General features: G+C 73.8%; 23 protein-coding genes. 10 read left to right on the top strand and 13 right to left on the bottom strand.

What is annotated here, in order from left to right; all coding sequences use genetic code 11:
* The first annotated feature begins 45 nt into the window (after positions 1–45).
* Positions 46–1383: a zinc-dependent metalloprotease gene (locus tag DPM19_RS19805; RefSeq protein WP_111869649.1), complete on the top strand. Its 1338-nt coding sequence runs from the start codon at positions 46–48 to the stop codon at positions 1381–1383.
* The gene (locus DPM19_RS19800) at positions 1380–1946 is read left to right on the top strand and encodes an NUDIX hydrolase (RefSeq protein ID WP_111869449.1); all 567 of its coding nucleotides are present in this window, start codon (positions 1380–1382) and stop codon (positions 1944–1946) included. The genes DPM19_RS19805 and DPM19_RS19800 overlap by 4 nt, the downstream gene beginning before the upstream one ends.
* Before the next feature lie 296 nt (positions 1947–2242).
* Here DPM19_RS19800 and DPM19_RS19795 read toward each other — a convergent pair whose 3' ends face one another.
* The 3 genes from DPM19_RS19795 to DPM19_RS19785 form a co-directional block, all read right to left on the bottom strand.
* Complete coding sequence (locus DPM19_RS19795) at positions 2243–2851, bottom strand: hypothetical protein (RefSeq protein ID WP_233510515.1); 609 nt, start codon at positions 2849–2851, stop codon at positions 2243–2245.
* Complete coding sequence (locus DPM19_RS19790) at positions 2848–3354, bottom strand: M48 metallopeptidase family protein (RefSeq protein WP_111869448.1); 507 nt, start codon at positions 3352–3354, stop codon at positions 2848–2850. Before DPM19_RS19790 ends, DPM19_RS19795 begins: the two co-directional genes overlap by 4 nt.
* 208 nt (positions 3355–3562) lie before the next feature.
* A complete protein-coding gene (locus DPM19_RS19785) occupies positions 3563–4351 on the bottom strand; it encodes an enoyl-CoA hydratase/isomerase family protein (RefSeq protein ID WP_111869447.1) in 789 nt (262 codons plus the stop codon).
* A gap of 173 nt (positions 4352–4524) precedes the next feature.
* On the opposite strand from DPM19_RS19785, the gene DPM19_RS19780 reads away from it, so the two are divergent.
* Positions 4525–5898 (top strand): ABC1 kinase family protein, encoded by a 1374-nt coding sequence (locus tag DPM19_RS19780; RefSeq protein WP_111869446.1) that lies wholly within the window; start codon positions 4525–4527, stop codon positions 5896–5898.
* A 238-nt stretch (positions 5899–6136) separates the two neighbouring features.
* On the opposite strand, the gene DPM19_RS35350 is transcribed toward DPM19_RS19780, so the two are convergent.
* The 5 genes from DPM19_RS35350 to DPM19_RS19760 all read right to left on the bottom strand — a co-directional run bounded on the left by DPM19_RS35350 (position 6137) and on the right by DPM19_RS19760 (position 10353).
* The gene (locus tag DPM19_RS35350; protein ID WP_158566835.1) at positions 6137–6301 is read right to left on the bottom strand and encodes a hypothetical protein; all 165 of its coding nucleotides are present in this window, start codon (positions 6299–6301) and stop codon (positions 6137–6139) included.
* Positions 6302–6399: 98 nt separating this feature from the next.
* Positions 6400–6669: a WhiB family transcriptional regulator gene (locus tag DPM19_RS19770; protein WP_111869444.1), complete on the bottom strand. Its 270-nt coding sequence runs from the start codon at positions 6667–6669 to the stop codon at positions 6400–6402.
* 120 nt (positions 6670–6789) lie between these two features.
* Positions 6790–7071 carry a hypothetical protein gene (locus tag DPM19_RS34890; protein WP_146778923.1) on the bottom strand — a complete coding sequence of 94 codons (282 nt, stop codon included), beginning with the start codon at positions 7069–7071 and terminating at the stop codon, positions 6790–6792.
* A gap of 150 nt (positions 7072–7221) precedes the next feature.
* Positions 7222–8088 (bottom strand): acyl-CoA thioesterase II, encoded by an 867-nt coding sequence (gene tesB, locus DPM19_RS19765; protein WP_111869443.1) that lies wholly within the window; start codon positions 8086–8088, stop codon positions 7222–7224.
* Between the two features lie 171 nt (positions 8089–8259).
* Complete coding sequence (locus DPM19_RS19760; protein ID WP_111869442.1) at positions 8260–10353, bottom strand: ATP-dependent DNA helicase UvrD2; 2094 nt, start codon at positions 10351–10353, stop codon at positions 8260–8262.
* Positions 10354–10536: 183 nt separating this feature from the next.
* Between DPM19_RS19760 and DPM19_RS19755 the strand changes: the two genes are divergently transcribed.
* Positions 10537–10806, top strand: a complete 270-nt coding sequence (locus DPM19_RS19755; RefSeq protein WP_111869441.1) for a mycoredoxin — start codon at positions 10537–10539, stop codon at positions 10804–10806.
* Between the two features lie 8 nt (positions 10807–10814).
* On the opposite strand, the gene nudC is transcribed toward DPM19_RS19755, so the two are convergent.
* On the bottom strand, positions 10815–11726 hold the full coding sequence (nudC, locus tag DPM19_RS19750) for an NAD(+) diphosphatase (protein WP_111869440.1): 912 nt from the start codon (positions 11724–11726) through the stop codon (positions 10815–10817).
* A 39-nt stretch (positions 11727–11765) separates the two neighbouring features.
* On the opposite strand from nudC, the gene DPM19_RS19745 reads away from it, so the two are divergent.
* On the top strand, positions 11766–12056 hold the full coding sequence (locus DPM19_RS19745; protein ID WP_111869439.1) for a DUF4031 domain-containing protein: 291 nt from the start codon (positions 11766–11768) through the stop codon (positions 12054–12056).
* Positions 12057–12213: 157 nt separating this feature from the next.
* Here DPM19_RS19745 and DPM19_RS19740 read toward each other — a convergent pair whose 3' ends face one another.
* Positions 12214–12822, bottom strand: a complete 609-nt coding sequence (locus tag DPM19_RS19740; RefSeq protein ID WP_111869438.1) for an HD domain-containing protein — start codon at positions 12820–12822, stop codon at positions 12214–12216.
* A 129-nt stretch (positions 12823–12951) separates the two neighbouring features.
* Here DPM19_RS19740 and DPM19_RS19735 point away from each other — a divergent pair, with 129 nt between their 5' ends.
* Genes DPM19_RS19735 through DPM19_RS19725 form a run of 4 tightly spaced genes read left to right on the top strand, consistent with a single transcriptional unit; the run spans position 12952 to position 18411 of the window.
* Positions 12952–14115 (top strand): ATP-grasp domain-containing protein, encoded by a 1164-nt coding sequence (locus DPM19_RS19735; protein WP_111869437.1) that lies wholly within the window; start codon positions 12952–12954, stop codon positions 14113–14115.
* Positions 14112–15677, top strand: coding sequence for an IucA/IucC family protein (locus DPM19_RS35800; RefSeq protein WP_233510514.1), 1566 nt, complete (start codon positions 14112–14114; stop codon positions 15675–15677). The genes DPM19_RS19735 and DPM19_RS35800 overlap by 4 nt, the downstream gene beginning before the upstream one ends.
* Positions 15668–17302, top strand: coding sequence for an IucA/IucC family protein (locus DPM19_RS35795; protein WP_199485178.1), 1635 nt, complete (start codon positions 15668–15670; stop codon positions 17300–17302). The genes DPM19_RS35800 and DPM19_RS35795 overlap by 10 nt, the downstream gene beginning before the upstream one ends.
* Before the next feature lie 2 nt (positions 17303–17304).
* The gene (locus DPM19_RS19725; protein ID WP_233510513.1) at positions 17305–18411 is read left to right on the top strand and encodes a type III PLP-dependent enzyme; all 1107 of its coding nucleotides are present in this window, start codon (positions 17305–17307) and stop codon (positions 18409–18411) included.
* A gap of 103 nt (positions 18412–18514) precedes the next feature.
* On the opposite strand, the gene DPM19_RS19720 is transcribed toward DPM19_RS19725, so the two are convergent.
* The gene (locus DPM19_RS19720) at positions 18515–18970 is read right to left on the bottom strand and encodes a protein-tyrosine phosphatase family protein (protein WP_199485177.1); all 456 of its coding nucleotides are present in this window, start codon (positions 18968–18970) and stop codon (positions 18515–18517) included.
* Positions 18971–19224: 254 nt separating this feature from the next.
* Between DPM19_RS19720 and DPM19_RS19715 the strand changes: the two genes are divergently transcribed.
* Positions 19225–20754: an AMP-binding protein gene (locus DPM19_RS19715; RefSeq protein WP_233510512.1), complete on the top strand. Its 1530-nt coding sequence runs from the start codon at positions 19225–19227 to the stop codon at positions 20752–20754.
* A 10-nt stretch (positions 20755–20764) separates the two neighbouring features.
* Here the strand turns inward: DPM19_RS19715 and DPM19_RS19710 are convergent, their stop codons facing one another.
* Together DPM19_RS19710 and DPM19_RS19705 are read right to left on the bottom strand one after the other, a co-directional pair.
* Positions 20765–21061, bottom strand: coding sequence for a DUF222 domain-containing protein (locus tag DPM19_RS19710; RefSeq protein ID WP_111869435.1), 297 nt, complete (start codon positions 21059–21061; stop codon positions 20765–20767).
* Between the two features lie 54 nt (positions 21062–21115).
* Positions 21116–21907 carry a class I SAM-dependent methyltransferase gene (locus tag DPM19_RS19705; protein ID WP_111869434.1) on the bottom strand — a complete coding sequence of 264 codons (792 nt, stop codon included), beginning with the start codon at positions 21905–21907 and terminating at the stop codon, positions 21116–21118.
* Positions 21908–21923: the final 16 nt, after the last annotated feature.

Genomic DNA, 21923 nt, shown 5'->3' with positions numbered 1-21923 from the left:
CGGGGATTCCAACCGTAATCCCGCCCGAGGGAGATGACGAGCCAGGTGAGTGACCGACCTTTTGGCTTCAACCGGCCCGGAGACGGTGACGACGACAAACCTCAGGACCCGTTCGGCCTGGGCGGTATGCCCGGTCTGGGTGGTGACATGAGCCAGCTCGCCGACATGTTGCACCGGATGGCCGACATGCTGAGCGGCCAGGGCAGCGGTGGCCCGCTGAACTGGGACCTGGCCAAGAACATCGCCCGGCACACCGTGGTCGAGAAGGGCGACCCCTCCGTGGTCGACGCCGAGCGCCGCCAGGTGACCGAGGCGCTGCGGCTGGCCGACCTGTGGCTGGACGAGGGCACCACGCTGCCCGCCGGCATCCGCACCCCCGAGACCTGGAGCCGCTCGGAGTGGATCGAGCGGACGCTCCCCGTGTGGGCCCAGCTGTGCGACCCGATCGCCGCGCGCATGGTCGAGTCCATGGGCGGGGCGATGCCGGAGGAGATGCAGGCCATGGCCGGCCCGCTGGTCGGCATGGTCAAGCAGATGGCCGGGGCGATGGTCGGCACCCAGGCCGGCCAGGCGCTCGGCGCGCTGGCGCTGGAGGTCGTCGGGTCGGCCGACGTGGGCCTGCCGCTGGCACCCGAGGGCGTCGGCGCGCTGCTGCCCGCGGGAGTGACCGCGTTCGGCGCGGGGCTGGAGGTCCCCGCCGAGGAGGTGCGGCTCTACCTGGCGCTGCGCGAGGCCGCGCACCAGCGGCTGTTCGCGCACGTGCCGTGGCTGAGGTCGCATCTGCTGGGCGCGGTCGAGGACTACGCGCGCGGCATCACCGTCGACCTGTCGGGCATCGAGCAGGCGGTGGCCGGGCTCGACATCAACGACCCCGAGGCGTTGCAGCGGGCGCTCGGCGGCGAGTTGCAGCTCCAGCCGGAGGAGACCCCGCAGCAGAAGGCGGCGCTGGCCCGGCTGGAGACGGCGCTGGCGCTGGTGGAGGGCTGGGTCGACACCGTGGTGAACGCGGTCGCGGCCGACCGGTTGCCCGAGTCGGTGCGGCTGGCCGAGGCCGTCCGCCGGCGGCGGGCCACCGGAGGCCCGGCCGAGCGCACCTTCGCCACCCTGGTCGGGCTGGAACTGCGGCCCCGGCGGCTGCGCGAGGCCGCCGCGCTGTGGACGGCGCTCGCCAAGGAGCGCGGCGTCGAGGGCCGGGACGCGGTGTGGGAGCACCCCGACCTGATGCCGACCGCGGACGACCTGGAGGACCCCACGGCGTTCGTGTCCGGCAAGCAACCCGACCTGGACCTCTCGCAGCTGGACGCGCCCCCCGCCAAGGACACCGACCAGGACACCGGCGAGAAGCCCGACGAGCCCGGCGACGAGCCCCCGGCCCAGGCATGACCGGTCCGCGCGGTGACCTGCACGCGGACGTCGTGCGGGTGCTCACCGGCTGGCAGGCCCCCGACGCCGCGCAGGAGGCGCTGCGCGGGGACTTCCTGGCGCACCTGGCCACCCACCCCGACGGGGTGTGGCGGGGGTGCGTGCCCGGGCACATCACCGCCAGTTCGGCGGTGTTCGACGCGACGGGCGAACGGGTGCTGCTGACCCTGCACCCCAAGGTCGGGCTCTGGCTGCAACTCGGCGGCCACTGCGAACCCGGCGACGGGACGCTGGCCGAAGCCGCACTGCGGGAGGCCACCGAGGAGTCCGGCATCGCCGGGCTGCGACTGCTCCCCGACCCGGTGCGGATCGACCGGCACGCGGTGCGCTGCCACCCCGAGGGCTCCTACCACCTGGACGTGCAGTACGCGGCGATCGCCCCCGCGGGGGCACGAGCCCACATCAGCACCGAGTCCGACGACCTGCGCTGGTTCCCGGTGGACGCGCTCCCGGAGCTGAGCGACGCGGTCCTGCACCGCCTCGTCGCCGGCGCCCACCCGCTGCTGGCCACCACCCCCCGCTGAACGGAACCCCCTCAGCACGGCACCCGGCGATGTCCGTGACACCCCTCCGCCCCTCCTCTGTGATCCTTCAGCTCTCGGCGCGCCGTAGCGCCCCGAGAGCTGAAGGATCAGCGGGCATGAGCGAAGCCCGGCTGATCCTTCAGGATCCGGTGTGCTGGAGCGCCCTGAAAGCTGAAGGATCACCGCTGCATGCGCTCCCACCAGGTGACCTTCAGTCTTCGGTGCGCCATGGCGCACCGAGAGCTGAAGGATCAGCGAAGGCGTGGCTGGACACCGTGGGAGACCGCGCCAGGTGGTCAGTTCAGGGGAACGCCCTGGAGCAGGGTGCGGGTGGTGTCCCAGCCCTCCAGGCCGGGGTCGAGGTGGTGCAGGTCGGCGGGGGTGCGCAGGCGGTGCCAGCCAGGGCCGCGGCGGACCAGGCCCGCGCCGGGCGCGGCGCCGCGCAGCCGGGCGGCGGCGTCGGGGGCGTCGAGGTCGAGGTCGTCCAGCCAGCCGGGGGCGGGCAGCCGTACGGCGACGGCGACGAGGGAGCCGTCTGCGGCGGGGCAGGCCGCCACCGGTGCTCCGCCGAGCGCGCGGAACAGCTTGCCGATCAGCAGTGCGGGCAGGTCGGGCACGTCCGGGACGACGAGGGCCGCCTCCTCGGCGCCCAGGTCCGCCAGTTCGGCCAGTACCTGCGCCGCGGTACCGGCCCGCAGCAGCTGCGTACCCGGCCAGACGATCGACTCGGCCTCGGCCCGGCCGCCGGGCGGGAGGGTCAGCGCGGGGGTCACCAGTTCCAGCCCGGCGACCACCTCGTAGGTGTCCTCCAGCATCGCCCGCCGGAACAGTTCCGCGTCGACACCGGGTGGCGCCGCCGCGCGGCCACCCGCACCGGCGAGGATCGCCACGTGGCGGACGGTCACCCGGCGGCCTCGTGCAGGTCGCCCTGGTGGGACGGCTCGTGGGGCGGCTCGGCGGGCAGGTGGGCGGCGGCCACCACACCCTCCAGGTAGCCGCGGGCCCGTTCGGTCTTGGGGTAGCGGCCGACCAGGGCCCAGAACTCCGGCCCGTGCCCGGGGACGAGCAGGTGCGCCAGCTCGTGCACGATCACGTAGTCGACGACCCAGGCGGGCATGCCCCGCAGCCGGGTGGACAACCTGATCGTGCCGTCCTCGGGCGTGCACGACCCCCACCGGGTGCGCTGGTTGTCGACCCAGCGGACGCTCACCGGTTCGGCGCGGCCCTCCAGGTAGCGGCGCGACAGGTCGCGAGCCCGGTCGAACAGGGCCTCGTCGCTGGGCCGTCTGCGGCGCTCGCGTTCGGCCAGGCGTTCCAGGATGGTCGCGATCCATTGTTCCTCCTGCGCCTCGCTCAGGCGGGAGGGCACCGTCACCACGGTTTTGTCACCGTCACGGTATGCGGACACGGTCCGTCGGCGTCGGGCGCTGCGGCGGACCTCGACGTTGGGGGGCACCTTGGGAACGTTACCTAAAAGTTGGCGTTCCCCACAGGGGGTGCCACGAGTTCGCCCAGCTCAGGACGGGTTAATTCAACAGATCCCCAATGTTTCCACAATTTCCACCCAGCTCGTGGGCAGCTGTTGACCTGGACGTCACAGCCATCTCCACTCCCAGTCAGTGCCCGGTGAACTCGGGGCGGCGGCGCTCGCGCTGGGCGGCGAGCCCTTCGAGCAGGTCCTGCGAGGCCATGGTGACCGGTTGCGCCAGCGACTCCCAGCGCAGCGCCGTCTCCATGTCGGCGTGGCCGCCGCCAGCGAGCGCCACCTTGGTGAGGCGGGTGGCGATGGGCGCCTTGACGGCGATGTCCGCGGCCACCGACAGCGCTTCCGTCAGCGCCTCGCCGTCGGGCACGGCCCGGTTGACCAGGCCGTACGTCTCGGCCTGCGCGCCGGTGACCGCCCGTCCGGTGAAGAGCATTTCGCGGGCCAGCGGCAGCCCCGCCACCTCCGGCAGCAGCCAGGTGGCCGACATGCCGGGGTGCAGCCCCAGGGCGGTGAAGGGGGCGAGCAGCTTGGCCCCGGCGGCGGCGTACCTCAGGTCGCAGGCGAGGGCCAGGCAGAGCCCGGCTCCCACCGCGTGCCCGTTGATCGCCGCGATGGTCGGTACCTCCAGCCGCCGGATCTCCAGCCAGTCGCGGTAGAACCGCAGCATCCGGTCGCGCAGTGCGGGGACCTCCAGCGCGTTGCCCTCGCCGATCCAGGACAGGTCGCCGCCGGAGGTGAAGGCGGTGCCGGCGCCCGTCACGACGACGCACCGCAGGTCGGGGTCGGTGCGCAGCCCGGCCATCGCCTCCGTCCAGGCGGCGGTCATCTCGTCGGACATGGCGTTGCGACGCTCGGGGGCGTTCAGCGTGAGGACGGCGATCCCGTCAGGACGGCGGTCGATCAGCAGCTCATCGGACATGGTCGGGAGAGTAGTGCGGCGGGGCCGCGCCGGGCCGGGCGCCCCTGGAGACCAGGGTGAGAAAGCGCACACTTACCCAGTTTGTGCAGGTAGCTACAGTGGAGGTAATTACCGGCCAAGGAATCCCCAAGGTCGTTGTGGCAAGAATGACACCGATCCCGGACAATGAGCCTGTGAGCGACCTCCCCCGCCGCGCGGTGACGCGGACAGCAAAGCTTGCGTCCCTCCCCATCGGTTTCGCCGGCCGTACCGCGCTCGGCATGGGCAAGCGCACCCTGGGCAAGCCCGCCGAGATGGTGGCGCTGGAGATCCAGCAGCGCACCGCCGAACAGCTTTTCAAGGTGCTCGGCGAGCTCAAGGGCGGAGCGATGAAGGTCGGCCAGATGCTCTCGATCTTCGAGGCCGCGCTGCCGCCCGAGATCGCCGGGCCGTACCGGGCCACCCTCACCAAGTTGCAGGACGCCGCGCCACCGCTGCCCGCCAGAACGGTGCACAACGTCCTGGCCGAGAACCTGGGCGCCGACTGGCGGGACCAGTTCGCCGAGTTCGACGACCGGCCGGCCGCCGCCGCGTCGATCGGCCAGGTGCACAAGGCGGTCTGGAAGGACGGGCGCGCCGTCGCCGTCAAGGTGCAGTACCCCGGGGCCGGCAAGGCCCTGATGGGCGACTTCAACCAGATGGCCCGGCTGAGCCGGCTGTTCGCGGCCCTGATGCCGGGGCTGGAGATCAAGGAGATGCTCGCCGAACTCAAGGAGCGGGTGGCCGAGGAACTCGACTACACCATCGAGGCCGACTCGCAGCGCTCCTTCCACCAGGCGTACAAGGACGACCCCGACTTCTTCGTCCCCGAGGTGATCGCCCAGTCCGGCCACGTACTGGTGACCGAATGGATCGACGACGGCACCCCGCTGTCGAAGATCATCAGCTCCGGCACCCAGGAGCAACGTGACCGGGCGGGCCTGCTCTACTGCCGCTTCCTGTTCTCCGGCCCCGCCCGGTGCGGGCTGCTGCACGCCGACCCGCACCCCGGCAACTACCTGCTGCTGCCCGACGGCCGGCTCGGTGTGATCGACTTCGGTGCGGTCGACCGGCTGCCCGGCGGCTTCCACCGGCGGATCGGGGTGCTCATGCGCATCGGCACCCTGCTCGACGTCGACAAGATCGAGCAGGAACTGCGCGCGGAGAACTTCCTGCGCGAGGGCGTCGAGGTCGACCCCGAGTCGCTGCACGCCTTCATCGCCCCGATCGCCGAACCGCTGATCGAGGACACGTTCAAGTTCAGCCGCGAGTGGCTGCGGCAGGAGGCCGCCCGGGTCACCGACCTGCGGCCCACCAACGTCGTCCGGCAGCTCAACCTGCCGCCCTCGTACGTGCTCATCCACCGGGTTGTCACCGCGGGAACCGGAGTGCTGTGCCAACTGGAGGCCGAGGGCCCCTTCCGCGGCGAGGCACTGACCTGGGTGCCCGGTTTCGCCGACGACGGAGAAGAGGCCGAGGAGGCCGCGCTGGCTGACCCCGGGCATGCGGCGGGGTCTACGCCGGCCTGAAAGCCCGCTGGGAGTGACGGCCGCCGGCTGACCCCGGGCATGCGGCGGGCCCCGCGCAGGTGGTGAACGCGGGGCCCGCGGCCGAGCGCCGGCCATAGGGGGCCGACACTCCGGAGGCCCGGCCGGGGGGCGCCTGCCGCCAAACCATCCAAGAAGGGCGGCGGCGCGCTACCGGTGCCGGCGGGCGCTCTTGGCTCGGGCCCCCGCCCGGATGTCCCGGGCGGGGGCGGTTCGTGGCTCAGTGCGGGGGCCGGACGTCCCCGCTCAACCGGATCGCCCTGATCAGGGCGCCCCGGCGGGCGCGCCGCACGGCACGCGCCCGCGCGACCAGGTGCCGGCGCTCGGACCGGCGCTCCAGCTCGCGTATTCGTTCTCTGGACAGTTCTACGCTCAGTAGGCTCATCGTCTGCTCCTGTGCGGCGCGCGACCGCGCCCCCCGCTCGGGGAGCGCGGCCACGGCTTCCCTTCGATCGTTCCGCGTGTCGGTGTGGGCCATCTCGGTCACGCGACCACTTCGGCGTTCTTGCGCGGACGGCCCCGCGGCCGCTTGCGCGGCACGACGACGCCACGGACGAACAGCTCGCCGCCCCAGACACCCCACGGCTCGGCACGCTCCAGCGCGCCGGCCAGGCAGGACTTGAGGATCGGGCAGTCCAGGCACAGGGCCTTGGCCAGCTCGACATCGGCCGGGGTCTCAGCGAAGAAGAGCTCCGGGTCGGTACGGCAAGGCAGCTCGAGGTCCTCCTCGCGCACGGCGAGTGCCCCCTGCATCGGAGTCAACTTGATCCCTCTCGTTGGATCTCAACGGGTTTTCTCGGGTGGTTCTCCGGCCAAAACAAAGAGGCCGCGGATCCGGTGTCGGATCCGCGGCCTGGGGGCTGTGCCGGTGGTCTAAACCGGTCGCCTCCAGGTCCACGAACCCGGCACGCCACGCTTGGTGGTCATGTGGGCCGTCGGGGCGATGACGGGGATGCCTGCGAAGACACTCCCCCTCTGCGCTTCCTGGGCTTGCCGCACGTCACGCAGTCGCGCGGGCTCGGCCTGCCAGGCCGGGGCGCAGAGCTGCGAATCGACGAGGTGTGCGGGAACGGACATGAATGGTCCGTCGGCATACATGCCGGGCAGCACTGCAGTCCAGCTCTGCGCTGATTTGATCGTCAGATTGCTGATCACCGGACTGCACACCACCTCTCTGCTACTCGTGCGGGCGCGAGTGCGCTCGCCTGTCTGAGTGCTCGCGTTGAGCGTACGGGGACATCCGCAAATCAATCAAGGCATTTTTGACCTGCGGTTTTAATCTTTTTTCGAGGGAACCAGACGGGCTCAGTCAGCGTCTACGACCCTGACGAGCCCTTCTTGCATCACCGAGACCACGAGCTCTCCGGAGCGGGTGAAGACCTGCCCGTGGGCCAGGCCCCGGGCGCTCCCGGCGAACGGCGTGTCCTGCGCGTACAGCAGCCAGTCGTCGGCCCGGAACGGCCGGTGGAACCACATGGCGTGGTCCAGGCTGGCACCCATCGTACGCCCGTCGTTCCAGGCCAGACCGTGGTTGAGCAGCACGGTGTCGAGCAGCGTCATGTCGGACGCGTACGTCATCAGGCACACGTGCAGCAGCGGGTCGTCGGGCAGTTCGCCGTCCACCTTGAGCCACACGTTCGTCCTGTCGGTGATCAGGCTCGGGTCCTTGACCGCCTCGTAGGTGAGCGGGGTGGCGTGCCGGATGTCGAAGGGCCGGCGGCGGCCGAACATCTCGGCGGCCTTCTCGCCGAAGATCGGCGTGATGCGCTCTTCCATGGTGGGCAGCGTCTCCGGGGCGGGCACCTCGGGCATCGGCGCCTGGTGCTCGGGGCCCTTCTCGACGATCTGGAACGACGCCGAGAGCGTGAAGATCGCCTTGCCGTGCTGTACGGCCACCACCCGCCGGGTGGTGAACGAGCGCCCGTCGCGCACCCGGTCGACCGTGTAGACGATCGGGACCGACGGGTCGCCGGGCCGGATGAAGTAAGCGTGCAGGGAGTGCACCGGGCGGTTCACCGGCACCGTCCGGCCGGCCGCCACCAGGGCCTGCCCCGCCACCTGGCCGCCGAAGACCCGCTGCCGGCTCTCGTCGGGGCTGCGTCCCCGGAAGATGTCGTTCTCGATCTGCTCCAGGTCCAGCAGGGTGAGCAGCTCTTTCAGCGCGGGGTTCATCGCAGGCTCCGCTCGCGGCGCGTCGTCAAGCACGCGGGCCAGTCAACCAGGCCCGGTGCCGTGAACCGTGCCGTACCCCGGAGAACGTTGCGCGGAGCGGAGCATCGCCGCAGCTCAGCGGCCTGCACTAGCACTCTCGCCCCGGATGGCGTGGGCCTTTTCACACACTTTTCACCTATCTGCCCCGGTGACGAGGGCGAGGACGGCGGAACCGTGCCGGTCAAGCTTGGCCGCACCGACCCCGGGGATGCCGGCCAGTTCCTCCAGCGTGGCCGGACCGCGCTCGGCGATCGCCTGGAGCGTCACGTCGGTGAAGACGACGTACGCCGGGACCTTCTGCTCCCGGGCGACGCCGGCCCGCCACTCCTTCAGCCGCAGCAGCAGCGCCTCGTCCAGGTCGGCGGGGCAGGTCTCGCAGCGGCCGAGCTTGCGCTCCAGGGCCGCGGTCAGCGGCCGCTCGCAGACCCGGCAGGGCTGCGGGCCCCGGCTCGCGGCGCGCCGGCGGGTGCGGTCGACCCGGGCGGGGGCGGGGGTGACGGTCTGCGGGGCCAGCCCCTCCAGGAACCGGGACGGCCGGCGGCCCTTGCGCGCGCCGGGCGACCGGGCCAGCGCCCAGGACAGGGCGAGGTGCTCGCGGGCCCGGGTCACCCCCACGTACAGCAGCCGCCGCTCCTCCTCGACCTTGCCGGGGGTGTCGGCGTAGACGATCGGCAGGGTGCCCTCGACCAGGCCGACGAGGAAGACCGCGTCCCACTCCAGGCCCTTGGCCGTGTGCAGGGAGGCCAGGGTGACCCCCTCCAGCGGCGGGGCGTGCTGGGCGGCGGCGCGGTCCTCCAGCTCGGCGACGAACTCGGGCAGGCCCGCCTTCGGGTCGTCGGCGGCCATGTCCTCGGCGAGCTGGGCCAGCGCGGCCAGTGACTCCCAGCGCTCGCGGGCGGCGCCGGTGCCCTCGGGCGCCCGGTCGGTGAAGCCCACCCCGACCAGCACGTGCCGGACGGTGGCGATCAGCCCCGTGCCGTCGGTCTCGGCGTCGGCCCCGGCGCGGGCGGCGCCGCGCAGCCGGATCACCGCCTCGCGGACCGCCGCCCGCTCGAAGAAGCGCTCGGCGCCACGCAGCACGTACGGCACGTCCGCGTCGGCGAAGGCCGACTCGTAGGTCTCGGACTGGGCGTTGACGCGGAACAGCACCGCGATCTCGCGGGCGGGTACCCCCTCGTCGATCAGCTTGCGGGCCCGGCGGGCGACGTCCTCGGCTTCGGCCACCTCGTCGTCGTACTCGGTGTAGACCGGCTCGGGGCCGGTGGGCCGCTGCGCGACGAGTTCCAGCCGGTGCCGCGCCCCGCCCCGGGCCAGCACCTCGTTGGCCAACTGGACGACCTGCGGGGTGGAGCGGTAGTCGCGCACCAGCCGGACCACGGTGGCGCCGGGGTGGTCGCGGGTGAAACCGAGAAGGTAGTCGGGGGTCGCGCCGGTGAAGGAGTAGATCGTCTGGCTGGGGTCGCCGACCACGCACAGGTCGTCGCGGTCGCCCAGCCAGGTGTCGAGCAGCAGCTTCTGCAGCGGGTTGACGTCCTGGAACTCGTCGACGACGAAGTACCGGTACTGGTCGCGGACCTGGCGGGCCACGTCGGGGTGCTCGGCGAGGACCGCCGCGGTCAGCTCCAGCATCCCCTCGAAGTCGAGCAGGTTGCGTTCGCGGCGCAGCTGCTCGTACATCGCGTAGACCCGGGCCACGTCGACCACGTCGGCCGGGGGCCGGCGGGCGCTGCCGGCGACCGCCGCCGGGTACTCCTCGGGCCGGGTCTGGGTGACCTTGGCCCACTCGACCTCGCCGGCGATGTCGCGCAGCTCGGTGCGGCCGTAGGACAGCCGGCAGGCGCGGGCCGCGTCGGCCACCAGCGCGATCTTGGACTCGATGATCTTGGGTTGCTCGCCGCCGATCACCCGCGGCCAGAAGTAGCCCAGCTGGCGCAGCGCCGCCGCGTGGAAGGTGCGGGCCTGGACGCCCGGGGCGCCCAGCGCGCGCAGCCGGGAACGCAGCTCGCCGGCGGCGCGGTTGGTGAACGTCACGGCCAGCACCCGCTGCGGGGCGACCGCGCCGGTCAGCGTCGCGTACGCGATGCGGTGGGTGATCGCCCGGGTCTTGCCGGTCCCGGCACCGGCCAGCACGCAGACCGGCCCGCGCACCGCCTCGGCCACCGCCCGCTGCTCGGGGTCGAGCCCGTCGAGCACCGCCTCCACCCGGTCGGACAACGGCAGGCCCATGCGCCTCACTCCTCTCCCCGGCCTCATCCTTGCAGCCGCCACGGCCGCTCGGAACGCCCCCGCACGCCCCCCGGGGCGCCGGACCCGATGGAATAGGGCCGGAATGAGCCGCCGGGCACCGGTGTTTCCTTCAATGCCGAGTCAACGGATCGCCAAAGAACCACCAAGGGAGACGACGTACCGATGACCACCCCGACCACGCCGGCCACCGGTCAGCTCACCATGTACACCACGACGTGGTGCGGTTTCTGCCGCAGGCTGAAGAGCCAGCTCGCCCGCGAGGGAATCGAAATGGTCGAGGTCGACATCGAGCGGGACCCGGCCGCGGCCGAGTTCGTGATGAGCGTCAACGGCGGCAACCAGACCGTGCCCACCCTGCTGTTCCCCGACGGCAAGGCGATGACGAACCCCTCGGCCAAGGCCGTCAAGGCGCACCTGGCGACCCTCTCCTGAGGGCCTTCCTACAGGCCCCAGGAACCCGGGAGCGGCCCGCCGTACCAGCGTTCGATGAGCTGCCGGGCAATGGAGATCTTGCCCGGCAGCAGGATGTCGCCCGCGGTGGCGGCGGCCTGGAGCTCGTCGCGGTCGTACCAGCGGGCGTCGGTGATCTCCTCCTCGTCCTCGTGCAGTTCCTGGTCCGGCTCGGCCTGGCAGAAGAAGCCGAGCATCAGGCTCTGCGGCAGCGGCCAGGGCTGGCTGCCGAGGTAGCGGACGTCGCCGACGACCAGACCGACCTCCTCGCGCACCTCGCGGATCACCGCCTGCTCCAGCGACTCGCCCGGCTCGACGAAGCCGGCCAGGATCGAGACCCGGCGCTCCGGCCATTCGGGGTGCCGGGCCAGGAGCAGCCGGTCGTCGGCGTCGCGGACCAGCATGATGACGGCGGGGTCCACCCGGGGGAACTGCTCGGCCCCGCAGGCCGGGCAGGCGCGCACGTGCCCGGCCGCGACCGGCTGGGTCGGCTCGCCGCAGCGCGGGCAGTACCGGTGGGTGGCGTGCCAGTTGTACAGCGCCACCGCGTGGGTCAGCAGGCCGGAGTCGCGGTCGGACAGCAGCGCCCCGACCCGGCGCAGCTGGGCGCGCTCGGTGCCCTCGATGAGGGGCAGCGGGCCGAACGCCGCGAAGTAGCCGGTGCCCTCGTCGTCCACCCCCAGCAGCAGCCGGTCCTGCGGCGGTGTGGGGAAGCGGTCGCTGGGCAGCAGGTGCAGTTCCGGCGTGCCGTCGAGCCGCACCAGCGCCCGGCCCTCGTGCACCGGCAGCACCCGGGTGCGTGGATCGGTCCACAGCTCCTCGACCCACTCTTCGTCCCGGCGGCGTTCCGCCACCCGGTCGAGCACCCCCCGCGACAGGGCCAGCCAGCCAAGCGTGTCCATGCCTGGCACTCTAGGTGATCGACACACCGAGGAGACGCCGTGATCCTGATCGACCCCCCGCTGTGGCCCTGGCGTGGGCGTGTCTGGTCGCACCTGGTCAGCGATGTCTCCTACGCGGAGTTGCACGCCTTCGCCGACCGGCTCGGCGTGCCGCCGCGCGCGTTCGACCGGGACCATTACGACGTTCCGGCCGAGATGTACGAGAAGGCCATCGCGGCGGGCGCCGAACCGGTCGGCTGCCAGGAACTGCTGACCCGCCTCACCCGCGCCGGCCTCCGCCGCCGCAAACCCCGGCGCCCCCGCGCTCCTTCGGCCCCCGAGCCGTCATGACGCCCTGAACCGTGGAACGTGATCCTTCGGCTTTCAGAGCGTCACAGCACCTCGGATGCTGAAGGATCAGTGCGCGTCTGCCTCCTGGAACGTGATCCTTCAGCATCCGGGGTGCTCTGGTGCACCGAAGGCTGAAGGATCAGCTGGGGGCGGGGGGTCAGCCGGGCAGGAGGAGGAGTTCGGTCTTCAGGTTGTGGCGGGCCCGGTGCTCGTAGCGGTCGTATCCGACCGGGGTGTGGAAGAGGGTGGGCAGGTCCAGCAGGGCGCGCAGCACCTGGGCGCGGCCCCGCTCGAACAGTTCGTCGGGGACGAACGCGTACTCGGCGCGGACCGCGGCGGCGTACTCGGCGTACGAGCGCGGGTCGGCCGCCAGGATCGCCAGGTCGGCGTCGCACAGCACCTGCCCGTTACGGTCGCCCGGGCCGGGCGCGTGGGACTCGGTGAGCCGCACCAGCCGGGCCACCTCGGCGACCGTCGGGGCGGGCAGGTCGGTGTCGGTGAGCATCCGCTCGGCCAGCCGGGCGCTGCGCTCCTCGTTGTCGCCGCGCTCAGGGTTGTACACCGCGTCGTGGAACCACGCGGCGAACCTGACCGCGTCGGCGTCGTCCGCGTGCCCGGCCAGTTCGTCGACCAGGTCGAGCACCGCGGCGAGGTGCCGGGCGGTGTGGTAGCGGCGGTGCGGCTCGGTGTAGCGGGCGACCAGGCTGGCGCCCAGCGTGCGCGTGTCGGAACCGGCGAGGGCGACCCAGCGGTCGATGAGCTCCATGGGTCCATCTTGGCCGCCGCCCGGCCGTGTGGGACACGCCATGGCAGGGTTGTCCGACGCGGCGGTGAACGGGGGCTATGGTGATCAAGTAACTTAGGCAAGGCTAACCTAGGTGAAAGGGTTTCGGCGGTGACGCGGCTGTACCTTGTCGCCGGCAAGGTGACCGACTCGGTCTCCCACGGCTTCCTGCCCGCCGCCGCCCGGCTCGGCCTGGAGACCGTACTGCTCACCGACCGCCCGGCCGACCACGCCCGGGCCTACGGCGCTGCCGCGCCGCCGATCGTCGAGTGCGAGGTGACCGACGTCCGCGCCCTGGTCGCCGCGATCCGCGACCCCGGCGCGATCTTCTCCAACAGCGACCACCTGCAGGCGCCGGTCGCGCTGGCCGCCGACTACTTCGGCCTGCCCGGCAAGGACTGGCGGGCCGCGCTGCGCACCAAGAACAAGGCCCTGATGCGCCGGCACCTCGGCGACGGGGTGTTCGCCGCGGAGGTCGGCGCCGACCCGGCCACCGACCCGGCCACCGACTTCGCCGCCGCCCCCTACCCGCTGGTGCTCAAACCCCGGGAAGGCGTGGCCAGCGAGGACGTCTTCCTCGTCCGGGACGCCGCGGAACTGGCCCGGCGGCACCGCGAGATCCGCACCCGGCGCGCCGACCCGCTACTGGCCGAGGCGTTCCTCCCCGGCGCCCTGCACACGCTGGAGACCCTGGGCGACGGCCGGACCACGCGGGTCCTCGGCTCGTTCCGCACCACCATCTCCCCTCCCCCGCACTTCGTCGAGGAACGGCTCGACTGGGCGCCCCCGCCCCCCGAGACCGGGCAGGTGCTGGCCGCGCTGGAGCGGCTGGGCGTCGGGTTCGGCGCCTGCCACACCGAGTTCACGGTGCACGCGGGCCGGACCACGCTGGTCGAGGTCAACTACCGCGTCATCGGCGACCACTGCGACCTGCTGCTGGCCGACCTGCTCGGCGCGCCCCTCTTCGAGCACGTCCTGCGGGTGCACCTGGGCGAACCCGCACCCGACCTCGGCCCCGCCCGCGGCCACGCCGTCGTCGACTACGTGATCGCCGACCGCGCCGGGACGCTCGCCGCCGCACCCGGCCCGCTGGACCTCGCCGACGGCGGGGTGCGGCTGACGTACCGGCCGCACCGCTCCCCCGGCGAGACGATCGCGCACACCCGGACCAACCGCGACTACCTGGGCACCCTCCGGGCCCTGGGACCCGACCGGACGGCGGTGGAGGCGGCGGTCGCCCGGTTCCGGGCCGGGCACTCGTGGGAGATCCGTTGACCGGGGAGCCCGCCCTGGCCGCCCGGGTCCTGGACGCCCTGCTGCGCGAGGACTACGGCGGGCTGCGCCGGTACGCCGGCGGGGAGGACGGGGCGGAACTGCGCCCGCCGGGCGGGCCGGCGATCCGGCTGCGCTCGGCCGGGCTGCCGGGCGCCGGGCTCTACCCGGGCTTCCTGGCCGAGCGCGTCGTCGACCCCGGCCAGGGGCTGCGGCTGGACGACGTGCTGGCGATCGCCCGGCAGGTGGCCGACCCCCGCGACGACATCGCCGGCTTCGAACAGGAATGCCGGGAGGCGCTGGCCGCGCTGCGGGCGCAGGAGTCCGCCCGAGCCGCGGTGCTCGACCGGGTGCGCACCGCCCCCGACACCGGCCCGGGCACGTACTACGAGACGCTCGCCGCGCACGCCGACCATCCCGTCCACCCGGCGGGGCGGGGACGGGCCGGGCTCACCGAGCCCGAGTTGCTGCGGTACGCCCCGGAGTTCCACCCGGTGTTCCGGCTGCGCTGGGCCGCGGTCCCGCGCGAGCGGGTGACCGCCGTCGGCCGGCGGCCCGCGTGGTGGCCCGCCCCGGCGGACGTCGGGCTGGCGCCCGCGCCCGGGCACGACCTGCTGCCGCTGCACCCGCTGACCGTCCCCCCGCCGCGGGTCCGGGTCGCCCCCGAGCCGTACCTGGAGGTGCGGCCCACGCTGTCCATGCGCACCGTGGCCGTGGACCCGGCGGCGCACCTGAAGGTGCCGCTGCCGACCAGCACCCTCGGCCGGCGCAACCGGCGCACCATCGCGCCGGACACGCTCGCGGACGGGGCGCGGGCCGAGCGGCTGCTGCGCGGCGTGCTCGCCCGCGAACCGGACCTGCCCGTGCTGCTGGCCGACGAGCAGACCTACGGGCACGCGGGCGACCCCCGGCTGGGCTACCTCGTCCGCCGGTTCCCGGCGGAGACAGCGGGCGTGCCGGTGGTCCCCGTGGCGGCGCTGCTGGCCCCCGCGCCCGACGGCGGGTGGGTGATCGAGCGGTGGGGGGCGCGCGAACTGTTCGGCACCTACCTGACGGCCCTGTTCCGCTGGAACGTCGCCCTGTTCCGGTACGGCATCGCGCTGGAGGCGCACCAGCAGAACGTCTCCCTCGTCCTCGGCGACCGGCTCGCCCTGCTGCTCAAGGACAACGACGGCGCGCTGGTGGACCCCCGCCGGGCCGGCGCGCTGGGGCCGTGCGACTTCGCCGACACGCGGATGCGCACCACCGACCCGGAGGCGCTGGCCCGCGTCTTCGTGACGATCACCCTGCACCTGTGCGCCGCCGCGCCGGCCTTCGGGCTCGCCGAGCGGGGGCTGCTGCCGCTGCGCACCGGCCTCGGCCTGGTCCGGGAACGGCTCGACGCGGCGCTCGGCCCCGAGGACGCCCACCTGCGCGCCCGGACGCTGGACGCCGACCGGCTGCCGACCAAGGCGATGGTCACCGCCGGCACCCTCGTCGACAAGGCGCGGACCGGTGCACGCGACATCAACAAGCACTACGGCCCACCCGGACCCAACTACCTTCGGGACGACTCGTGTTACTGACCCGCACCACCTTCACCGCCGCCGACGCGACCGCGTCCGCGCTGCTGAACTGCCTGGTCCGGGAGGTCTGCGCGCCCGAGCACCAGGTGCGCGCGGCCGGCGACCGGGTGCTGCTGGGCCTGCCCCGGGTCGGGGTGACGCTGCGCGCCCGGCTCGTCCGCCCCCCGTACCGGGCCGCACCGCCGGTCGAGGAACGCCGCGGCGACGCGTGGTTGCCGGTGGGCTGGCGGCGACTGGCCGACCTGGTCGCCGGCGAGTTGGAACTGGCCACCGGGCACGCCAACCCGGAGTTCCCCGGGCAGGTGGACGCCAGCCACACCGCGCTGGCCGCCATCCTCGCCGCCCGTCCCGCCGGGGACGACCTGGAGCCGGTGTCGTACCTGGGGTCCGAGCAGGCGCTGGTGGCCGGGCACCGGTACCACCCGGCCCCGAAAGCCCGGCAGGGCGCCCCCGCCGACTGGCTGGCCTACTCCCCGGAGGTCGGTGCCCGGTTCCCGCTGCGCCTGCTGGCCGTCCGTACCGGTCTGGTCGTCGAGGAGGGCGACGCGGGCGCGCTGGACGGGCTGCCGGGCGGGCCCGTCCCGCCGGGCTACCGGGCGCTGCCGGCGCATCCCTGGCAGCTCGCGCTGCTCGCCGACCGGCCGCTGCTGCGCCGGGCGCTGGCCGACGGGAGCGTGCTCGACCTGGGCCCGGCCGGTCCGGAGGCGGTGCCCACGGCGTCGGTGCGGACGGTGTACGTGCCGGGCGCCGACCTGTTCTGCAAGTTCAGCCTGGACGTGCGCATCACCAACTGCGTCCGCAAGAACGCCTGGTACGAGCTGTCGGGGGCGGTGGCGCTGGACCGGCTGCTGCGCCCGGTCGCCGCCGCGCTGGCCGGGCTGTTCGGCGGGTGCGCGCTGCTCGCCGAACCCGGCTACCGCAGCGTCGCGCTGGCCGACCGCCGGCTGCACGAAGGGCTCGGGGTGATCCTACGGCAGGGCGTGGGCGGGCTGGCGGGCACCCCGCTGGTGGCCGGCGCGCTCGCCGACCCCTACGGCTCCTCGCCCGCGGCGCTGGCCCGGCTGCCCGCGGTGGCCGAGCCGGACGACGCGCTGCGCTGGTGGGACGCCTACGTCGGGCTGGTGGCGCCCCCGGTGCTGCACGCCTACCTGGCGCACGGGGTGGTGCTGGAGCCGCACCTGCAGAACGTGCTGGTGGCGGTGGACGGTTCGGGGACGCCCGTCCAGGCGATCTTCCGCGATCTGGAGGGCACCAAGCTGGTCACCGGCCGCTGGGCGCTGGACGGGCTGCCGGAGCGGGTCCGCGAGTCGGTCCGCTACGACGCCGAGCGGGGCTGGCGGCGGGTGGTGTACTGCCTGGTCGTCAACCACCTGGCCGAGATCGCGGCGGCGCTGGCCGACCGGCACCCCGGCCTGGAGCGGGCGCTGTGGCGGGCGGCCCGGGAGCGGCTGGCCCGGTACGCCGCCGAGCACCCGCCGGCCGCGCCCACCGACGCGGCCCGGCTGCGCGCCCTGCTGGCCGGGGTGCCGCTGCCGGCCAAGGCGAACCTGCGCGCCCGCTGGGCGCGCTCGGCCGACCGCGCCGCCGGCTACGTCCCCGTGCCCAACCCCCTGCGGGAGGACTGACCGTGCTCGCTCATCTCCCGGACCTGCCCCGGCTGCCCGCCTACGTGTACGACCTGGCCGGGTTGCGGGAGCACGCGGCCGGGGTGCGGGCGGCGCTGAGCGGGGCGGCGGAGCTGTTCTACGCCGCCAAGGCCAACCCCGACGCCCCGATCCTGCGGGCGCTGGAGCCCTTCGTGGACGGGTTCGAGGTGGCGTCCGGCGGCGAGCTGGAGCACGTGCGGGCCGCGGTGCCGGGCGCCCCGCTGGCGTTCGGCGGGCCGGGCAAGACCGACGAGGAACTGGCGCTGGCCGGGGGCGTGCAGCGGCTGCACGTCGAGAGCCCACACGAGCTGCGCCGGCTGATCGCGCTCGGCGAGCGCCCGGTGGACGTGCTGCTGCGCGCCAACCTGGACCTGCCCGTGCGGGGCGCGGCGCTGGCGATGAGCGGGCCGTTCGGGATGGACGAGGACGGCCTCGCCGAGTGCGCCGCGCTGCTCCCGCACGCCCCGTGGCTCCGGCTGCGCGGGGTGCACGCGCACCTGGCGTCCGGGCTGGACGCGCCCGCGATGCTCGACCTGGCCGCCCGGATCGCCGGCTGGGCGCTGCCCTGGCTGGCCGGTCTCGGGGTCGACCGGCCCGAGCTCAACCTGGGCGGCGGCATGGCGGTGGACTACCGCAACCCGGCGCACCGGTTCGACTGGGCCGCGTACGGATCCGGGCTGGCCGCTGCCGGGCACCGGGCGCGGTTGCGGATCGAGCCCGGCCGGGCGATCACCGCGTACCACGGCTGGTACGTGACGGAGGTGCTGGACGTGAAGCGCACCCGGGGCGAGGCGTACGCCGTGCTGCGCGGCGGCACCCACCATCTGCGCACCCCGGTCACCAAGGGCCACGACCAGCCGTTCACCGTGCTCGGCACCGGGACGGGCCCGGCGCTCGGCCCCGGGCCGGTCACCCTGGTCGGCCAGCTCTGCACGCCCAAGGACGTGTTCGCCACCCGGGTCGAGGCACCCGGCCTGCGGGTGGGCGACCGGGTGGCCTTCGGGATGGCCGGGGCGTACGCGTGGAACATCTCCCACCACGGGTTCCTGATGCACCCGCGCCCGGACTTCCACTACGTGTCCGGCTGACCGGACGCGCGCCGGCGCGCGCCCGAGCGGCTTCGGTCACCGCGCCCTCGCGCGAGGCCCGAGGGACGCGGCGTGCGTCTCGCCGTCGGGCGGCCGGGGCGGGTCAGTCGCGGGGGAAGCGGGCGACCCAGCGCCGCTGCCAGGGGGTTTCGACGGCGCGGTGATGGTGGTGCTCGCGCGTCCAGGCAACGGCCTCGGCCGGGTCCAGCCCGGCGCGGACGGCCAGGCAGGCGATGACGGTTCCGGTGCGGCCGACGCCGCCGCCGCAGGCCACCTCGACGGCGTCGCCGGACCGCGCCCGCTCGTGCAGGTCCCGGATGTGCCGGACGGCCGCCTCCCGGTCGCGGGGCAGCAGGAAGTCGGGCCACTCGATCCAGGTGTGCGCCCAGGAGATCTGCTCCGCGTGGCGGCGGCGCAGCCGGCCGGACCCCAAGTAGAGGCCGAAGCCGGGCACCGGCCCCGCGGGCGGCGGGTTGCGCAGCCCGCGCCCGCGGACCCAGGAGCCGTCCGGCAGCCGGCAGGATCCCGCCAGCGGAGGGCCGCTCACCTGCTCGCCCATCGAACGCCGCCGCCCATGTGCCGGCGAGCGTGGTCTGCGAAGTGGGGAGGTGCACCGTGCACGTTCTGCTCCAGGACTCGTCGGAACCTCTGCTCCACGTTAGGGCAACGACCTCAGGCGATCTTGGGCATTCGTCCCGGCTTCCGTCGTTTTGATGGCCGGACCCCTCGCTAACCCGCCCCCAGCAGGGTAAGTAATTACCTACAAGCCGGCGAGGAGGGTCCGACGTGGTGTTGCGGAAGGCACGTGCACTGGTGACAGGAATCTGGTGGTCAGGGATGCTGCGGCCGGTCCGGCCCGACCGGGCGGCCCGGATGTGGCCGATCTACCGGCGGCTCGGCCCCACTCCCGCGGCGGTCGGCGCGCTGGCGGCGCTGCGCTTCCCGAACCGCACGGCCGTGATCGACGACGCCGGCTCGCTGACCTTCGCCGAACTCGACCGGCGGGCCACCGCGCTGGCCACGGTGCTGGACGGCCTGCTGGACGGCCGGCCGGGGTCGGTCGGAATCCTGTGCCGCAACCACCGCGGGTTCATCGTGGCGCTGCTGGCCGCGGGCCGGCTGGGCCGGGACGTGGTGCTGCTGAACACCGACTTCTCCGCCGTCCAGCTCGGCGAGGTCATGGCCCGGGAGGAGGTCGGGCTGCTCGTCCACGACGCGGAGTTCGCCGACACCGTGCAGGCCGCGTCATTCGACGGCGTCCGGCTGCCGGCCGAGGACCTGGCGGAGCAGGCCGAGACCACCGGCCCGAAGCCGGTCAAGCCGTCCCGCCCCGGCCGGGTGATCATCCTGACCTCGGGGACGACCGGCACGCCCAAGGGCGCCCGGCACGACCTGTCGCTCCGCATGCTGATGGCCGCCGCGTTCACCCACATGAACCGGGTACGGACGCGCTCGGGCGAGCCGGTCGTCCTGTGCCCGCCGCTGTTCCACGTGCTCGGGCTGGGGTACTGCACGCTCTCGCTGAGCCAGGGCTCGCCGGTGGTGCTGCTGCGCCGGTTCGACCCCGCCGCGGTGCTCGCCGCGATCGAGCGGCACCGGGCCAGGGCGATGGTCGCGGTGCCGGTGATGCTGCAACGCCTGCTGGACCTCCCCCCGCCGGCGGGCTCCCCGCTGCGCACCGTGCTCTGCGGCGGTTCGGCCCTGAGCCCCCGGCTGGCCGACGCGTTCATGGACGCCTACGGCGACATCCTGCGCAACGCGTACGGCGCCACCGAGACCGGCTGGGCCGCCATCGCCACCCCCGAGGACCTGCGCGCCGCGCCGGGCACGGTGGGCCGCCCGACGCTGGGCATCACGGTACGCATCCTGGACGCCGAGGGCCGCGAACTGCCCACCGGGCAGACCGGCGAGATCTTCGTCGGTGGCGGGATCAAGTTCTCCGGCTACACCGGCGGCGGCGGCCGCCGGACCCGGGAGGGCCTGTCCGGCACCGGCGACCTCGGCCACTTCGACCCCGAGGGCCGCCTGTTCGTGGACGGCCGCGCCGACGACATGATCGTCTCAGGCGGCGAGAACGTCTTCCCCGGCGAAGTCGAGGCGCTCCTCCAGGCCCACCCCGGGATCACCGACGCGGCCGTCACCGGAGTCGACGACGAGGACTTCGGCCAGCGCCTGGCCGCCTTCGTCGTCCTCGCCGAGGACTCGGAACTCACCGCCGACGACGTCCGCGCCTACGCCAGGGAGCAACTGGCCCGCTACAAGGTCCCCCGCGACGTCACCTTCGTCGAGGAGATCCCCCGCACCGCCTCCGGCAAGATCAAACACAACACCCTCCGCACCTGAGGCGGGTGCTCTAGCGGGCGCTTCCCGCTTCTTTGGCGGCCAGGCAGATGCGGGCCAGGTCGTTGAGCGCCGCGACGCGGCGCTCCTCCACGGTGCGCTCGTCGCCGGGCTCGGGCGCCGCGAGCGTGTCGAGCACCAGGGAGAACACCGGCCACTCGGCGGGCCCGATCTGCCCCCGGAAGTCGGCCTCGCCCTCGGCGACCTCGTCGAGATCGACGTTGCGGGCGAAGGAGGCGAACGCCGCCTCGGCCGCGACCACGCCGATCCGCATGGCCAGCGCCGCGGGCTCCCGCTGGGAGGGAATCATGGACTGGGAGCCTACCGGGGTTCCTGTCGAACAGCGGTGCGAACCGCAGGGGCCTCAGGGGGCGATGGCGGCGAAGTGCGCGTGGTGGTGGGTCAGGCAGAGTTCGGGCTCGCCGTCCTCGCCGTCGGCCAGCACCGGGCGCAGGCCGGTCTCCGCGCCGCCGTCCAGTTCGGCCCGCAGTTCGGCCCGGATCCGGTCGGCGACGTCGGGGGTCACGCCGGTCTGCTCCAGCCAGGAGTCCACCGGGCGCACCACGTCGAAGCGGTCGATCCGCTTGACCTCGGCGCCCGCCGCGGCGACCAGTTCGACGATCTCGTCGGCGGTCAGCAGGTTCCGGTGGGACGGGTCGCGGTCCCGCTCCAGCCGGTCGGCGTCGGCCGCGGTGTCGGGCCGGATCAGGTCGGCCACGATGATGCCCGCCCCGGGCCGGCTGACCCGCACCATTTCGCGCACCGCCGCCGCGGGGTCCTCCAGGTGGTGCAGCGAGAACCGGGTGATGACCAGCGTGAACGAGCGGTCGAGGTAGGGCAGTTCGGTGGCGTCGCCGCGGGTGAAGGTGAGGTTGGTGACCGCGTCGCGGTCGGACTCCCGCTTGCCCTGCTCCAGCATGGCGGGGGTGACGTCGAGCGCGGTGACGTGGCGCACCCGCGGGGCGATCGCCCGGGACACCAGCCCGGTGCCGCAGGCCACCTCCAGGCACACGTCGGCGAGGTCGAGTTCGGGCTCGATGAAGTCCACCAGCCGCGCGAGGTAGCGGGTGAACTCCACGTTCAGCCGGGGATCGCCGAAGGCGCTCGACTGCTTGGTGAACTCCCGTACGACCCTGTCGTGATGCGCCGTCGTCACGCAGACCTCCTCGACC

Source organism: Actinomadura craniellae (assembly GCF_003289645.1).
Lineage (GTDB): Bacteria > Actinomycetota > Actinomycetes > Streptosporangiales > Streptosporangiaceae > Actinomadura_D > Actinomadura_D craniellae.
This window is presented reverse-complemented; position numbering and strand designations above follow the sequence as displayed.

Excerpts from the sequence above, each read along its gene's own strand:
- tesB (WP_111869443.1), bottom strand. The coding sequence starts at position 8,088 with ATGAACCCCGCGCTGAAAGAGCTGCTCACCCTGCTGGACCTGGAGCAG.
- DPM19_RS19755 (WP_111869441.1), top strand. The coding sequence starts at position 10,537 with ATGACCACCCCGACCACGCCGGCCACCGGTCAGCTCACCATGTACACC.
- DPM19_RS19785 (WP_111869447.1), bottom strand. The coding sequence starts at position 4,351 with ATGTCCGATGAGCTGCTGATCGACCGCCGTCCTGACGGGATCGCCGTC.
- nudC (WP_111869440.1), bottom strand. The coding sequence starts at position 11,726 with ATGGACACGCTTGGCTGGCTGGCCCTGTCGCGGGGGGTGCTCGACCGG.
- DPM19_RS19800 (WP_111869449.1), top strand. The coding sequence starts at position 1,380 with ATGACCGGTCCGCGCGGTGACCTGCACGCGGACGTCGTGCGGGTGCTC.
- DPM19_RS35350 (WP_158566835.1), bottom strand. The coding sequence starts at position 6,301 with ATGAGCCTACTGAGCGTAGAACTGTCCAGAGAACGAATACGCGAGCTG.
- DPM19_RS19720 (WP_199485177.1), bottom strand. The coding sequence starts at position 18,970 with ATGGGCGAGCAGGTGAGCGGCCCTCCGCTGGCGGGATCCTGCCGGCTG.
- DPM19_RS19740 (WP_111869438.1), bottom strand. The coding sequence starts at position 12,822 with ATGGAGCTCATCGACCGCTGGGTCGCCCTCGCCGGTTCCGACACGCGC.
- DPM19_RS19760 (WP_111869442.1), bottom strand. The coding sequence starts at position 10,353 with ATGGGCCTGCCGTTGTCCGACCGGGTGGAGGCGGTGCTCGACGGGCTC.
- DPM19_RS19770 (WP_111869444.1), bottom strand. The coding sequence starts at position 6,669 with ATGCAGGGGGCACTCGCCGTGCGCGAGGAGGACCTCGAGCTGCCTTGC.
- DPM19_RS19710 (WP_111869435.1), bottom strand. The coding sequence starts at position 21,061 with ATGATTCCCTCCCAGCGGGAGCCCGCGGCGCTGGCCATGCGGATCGGC.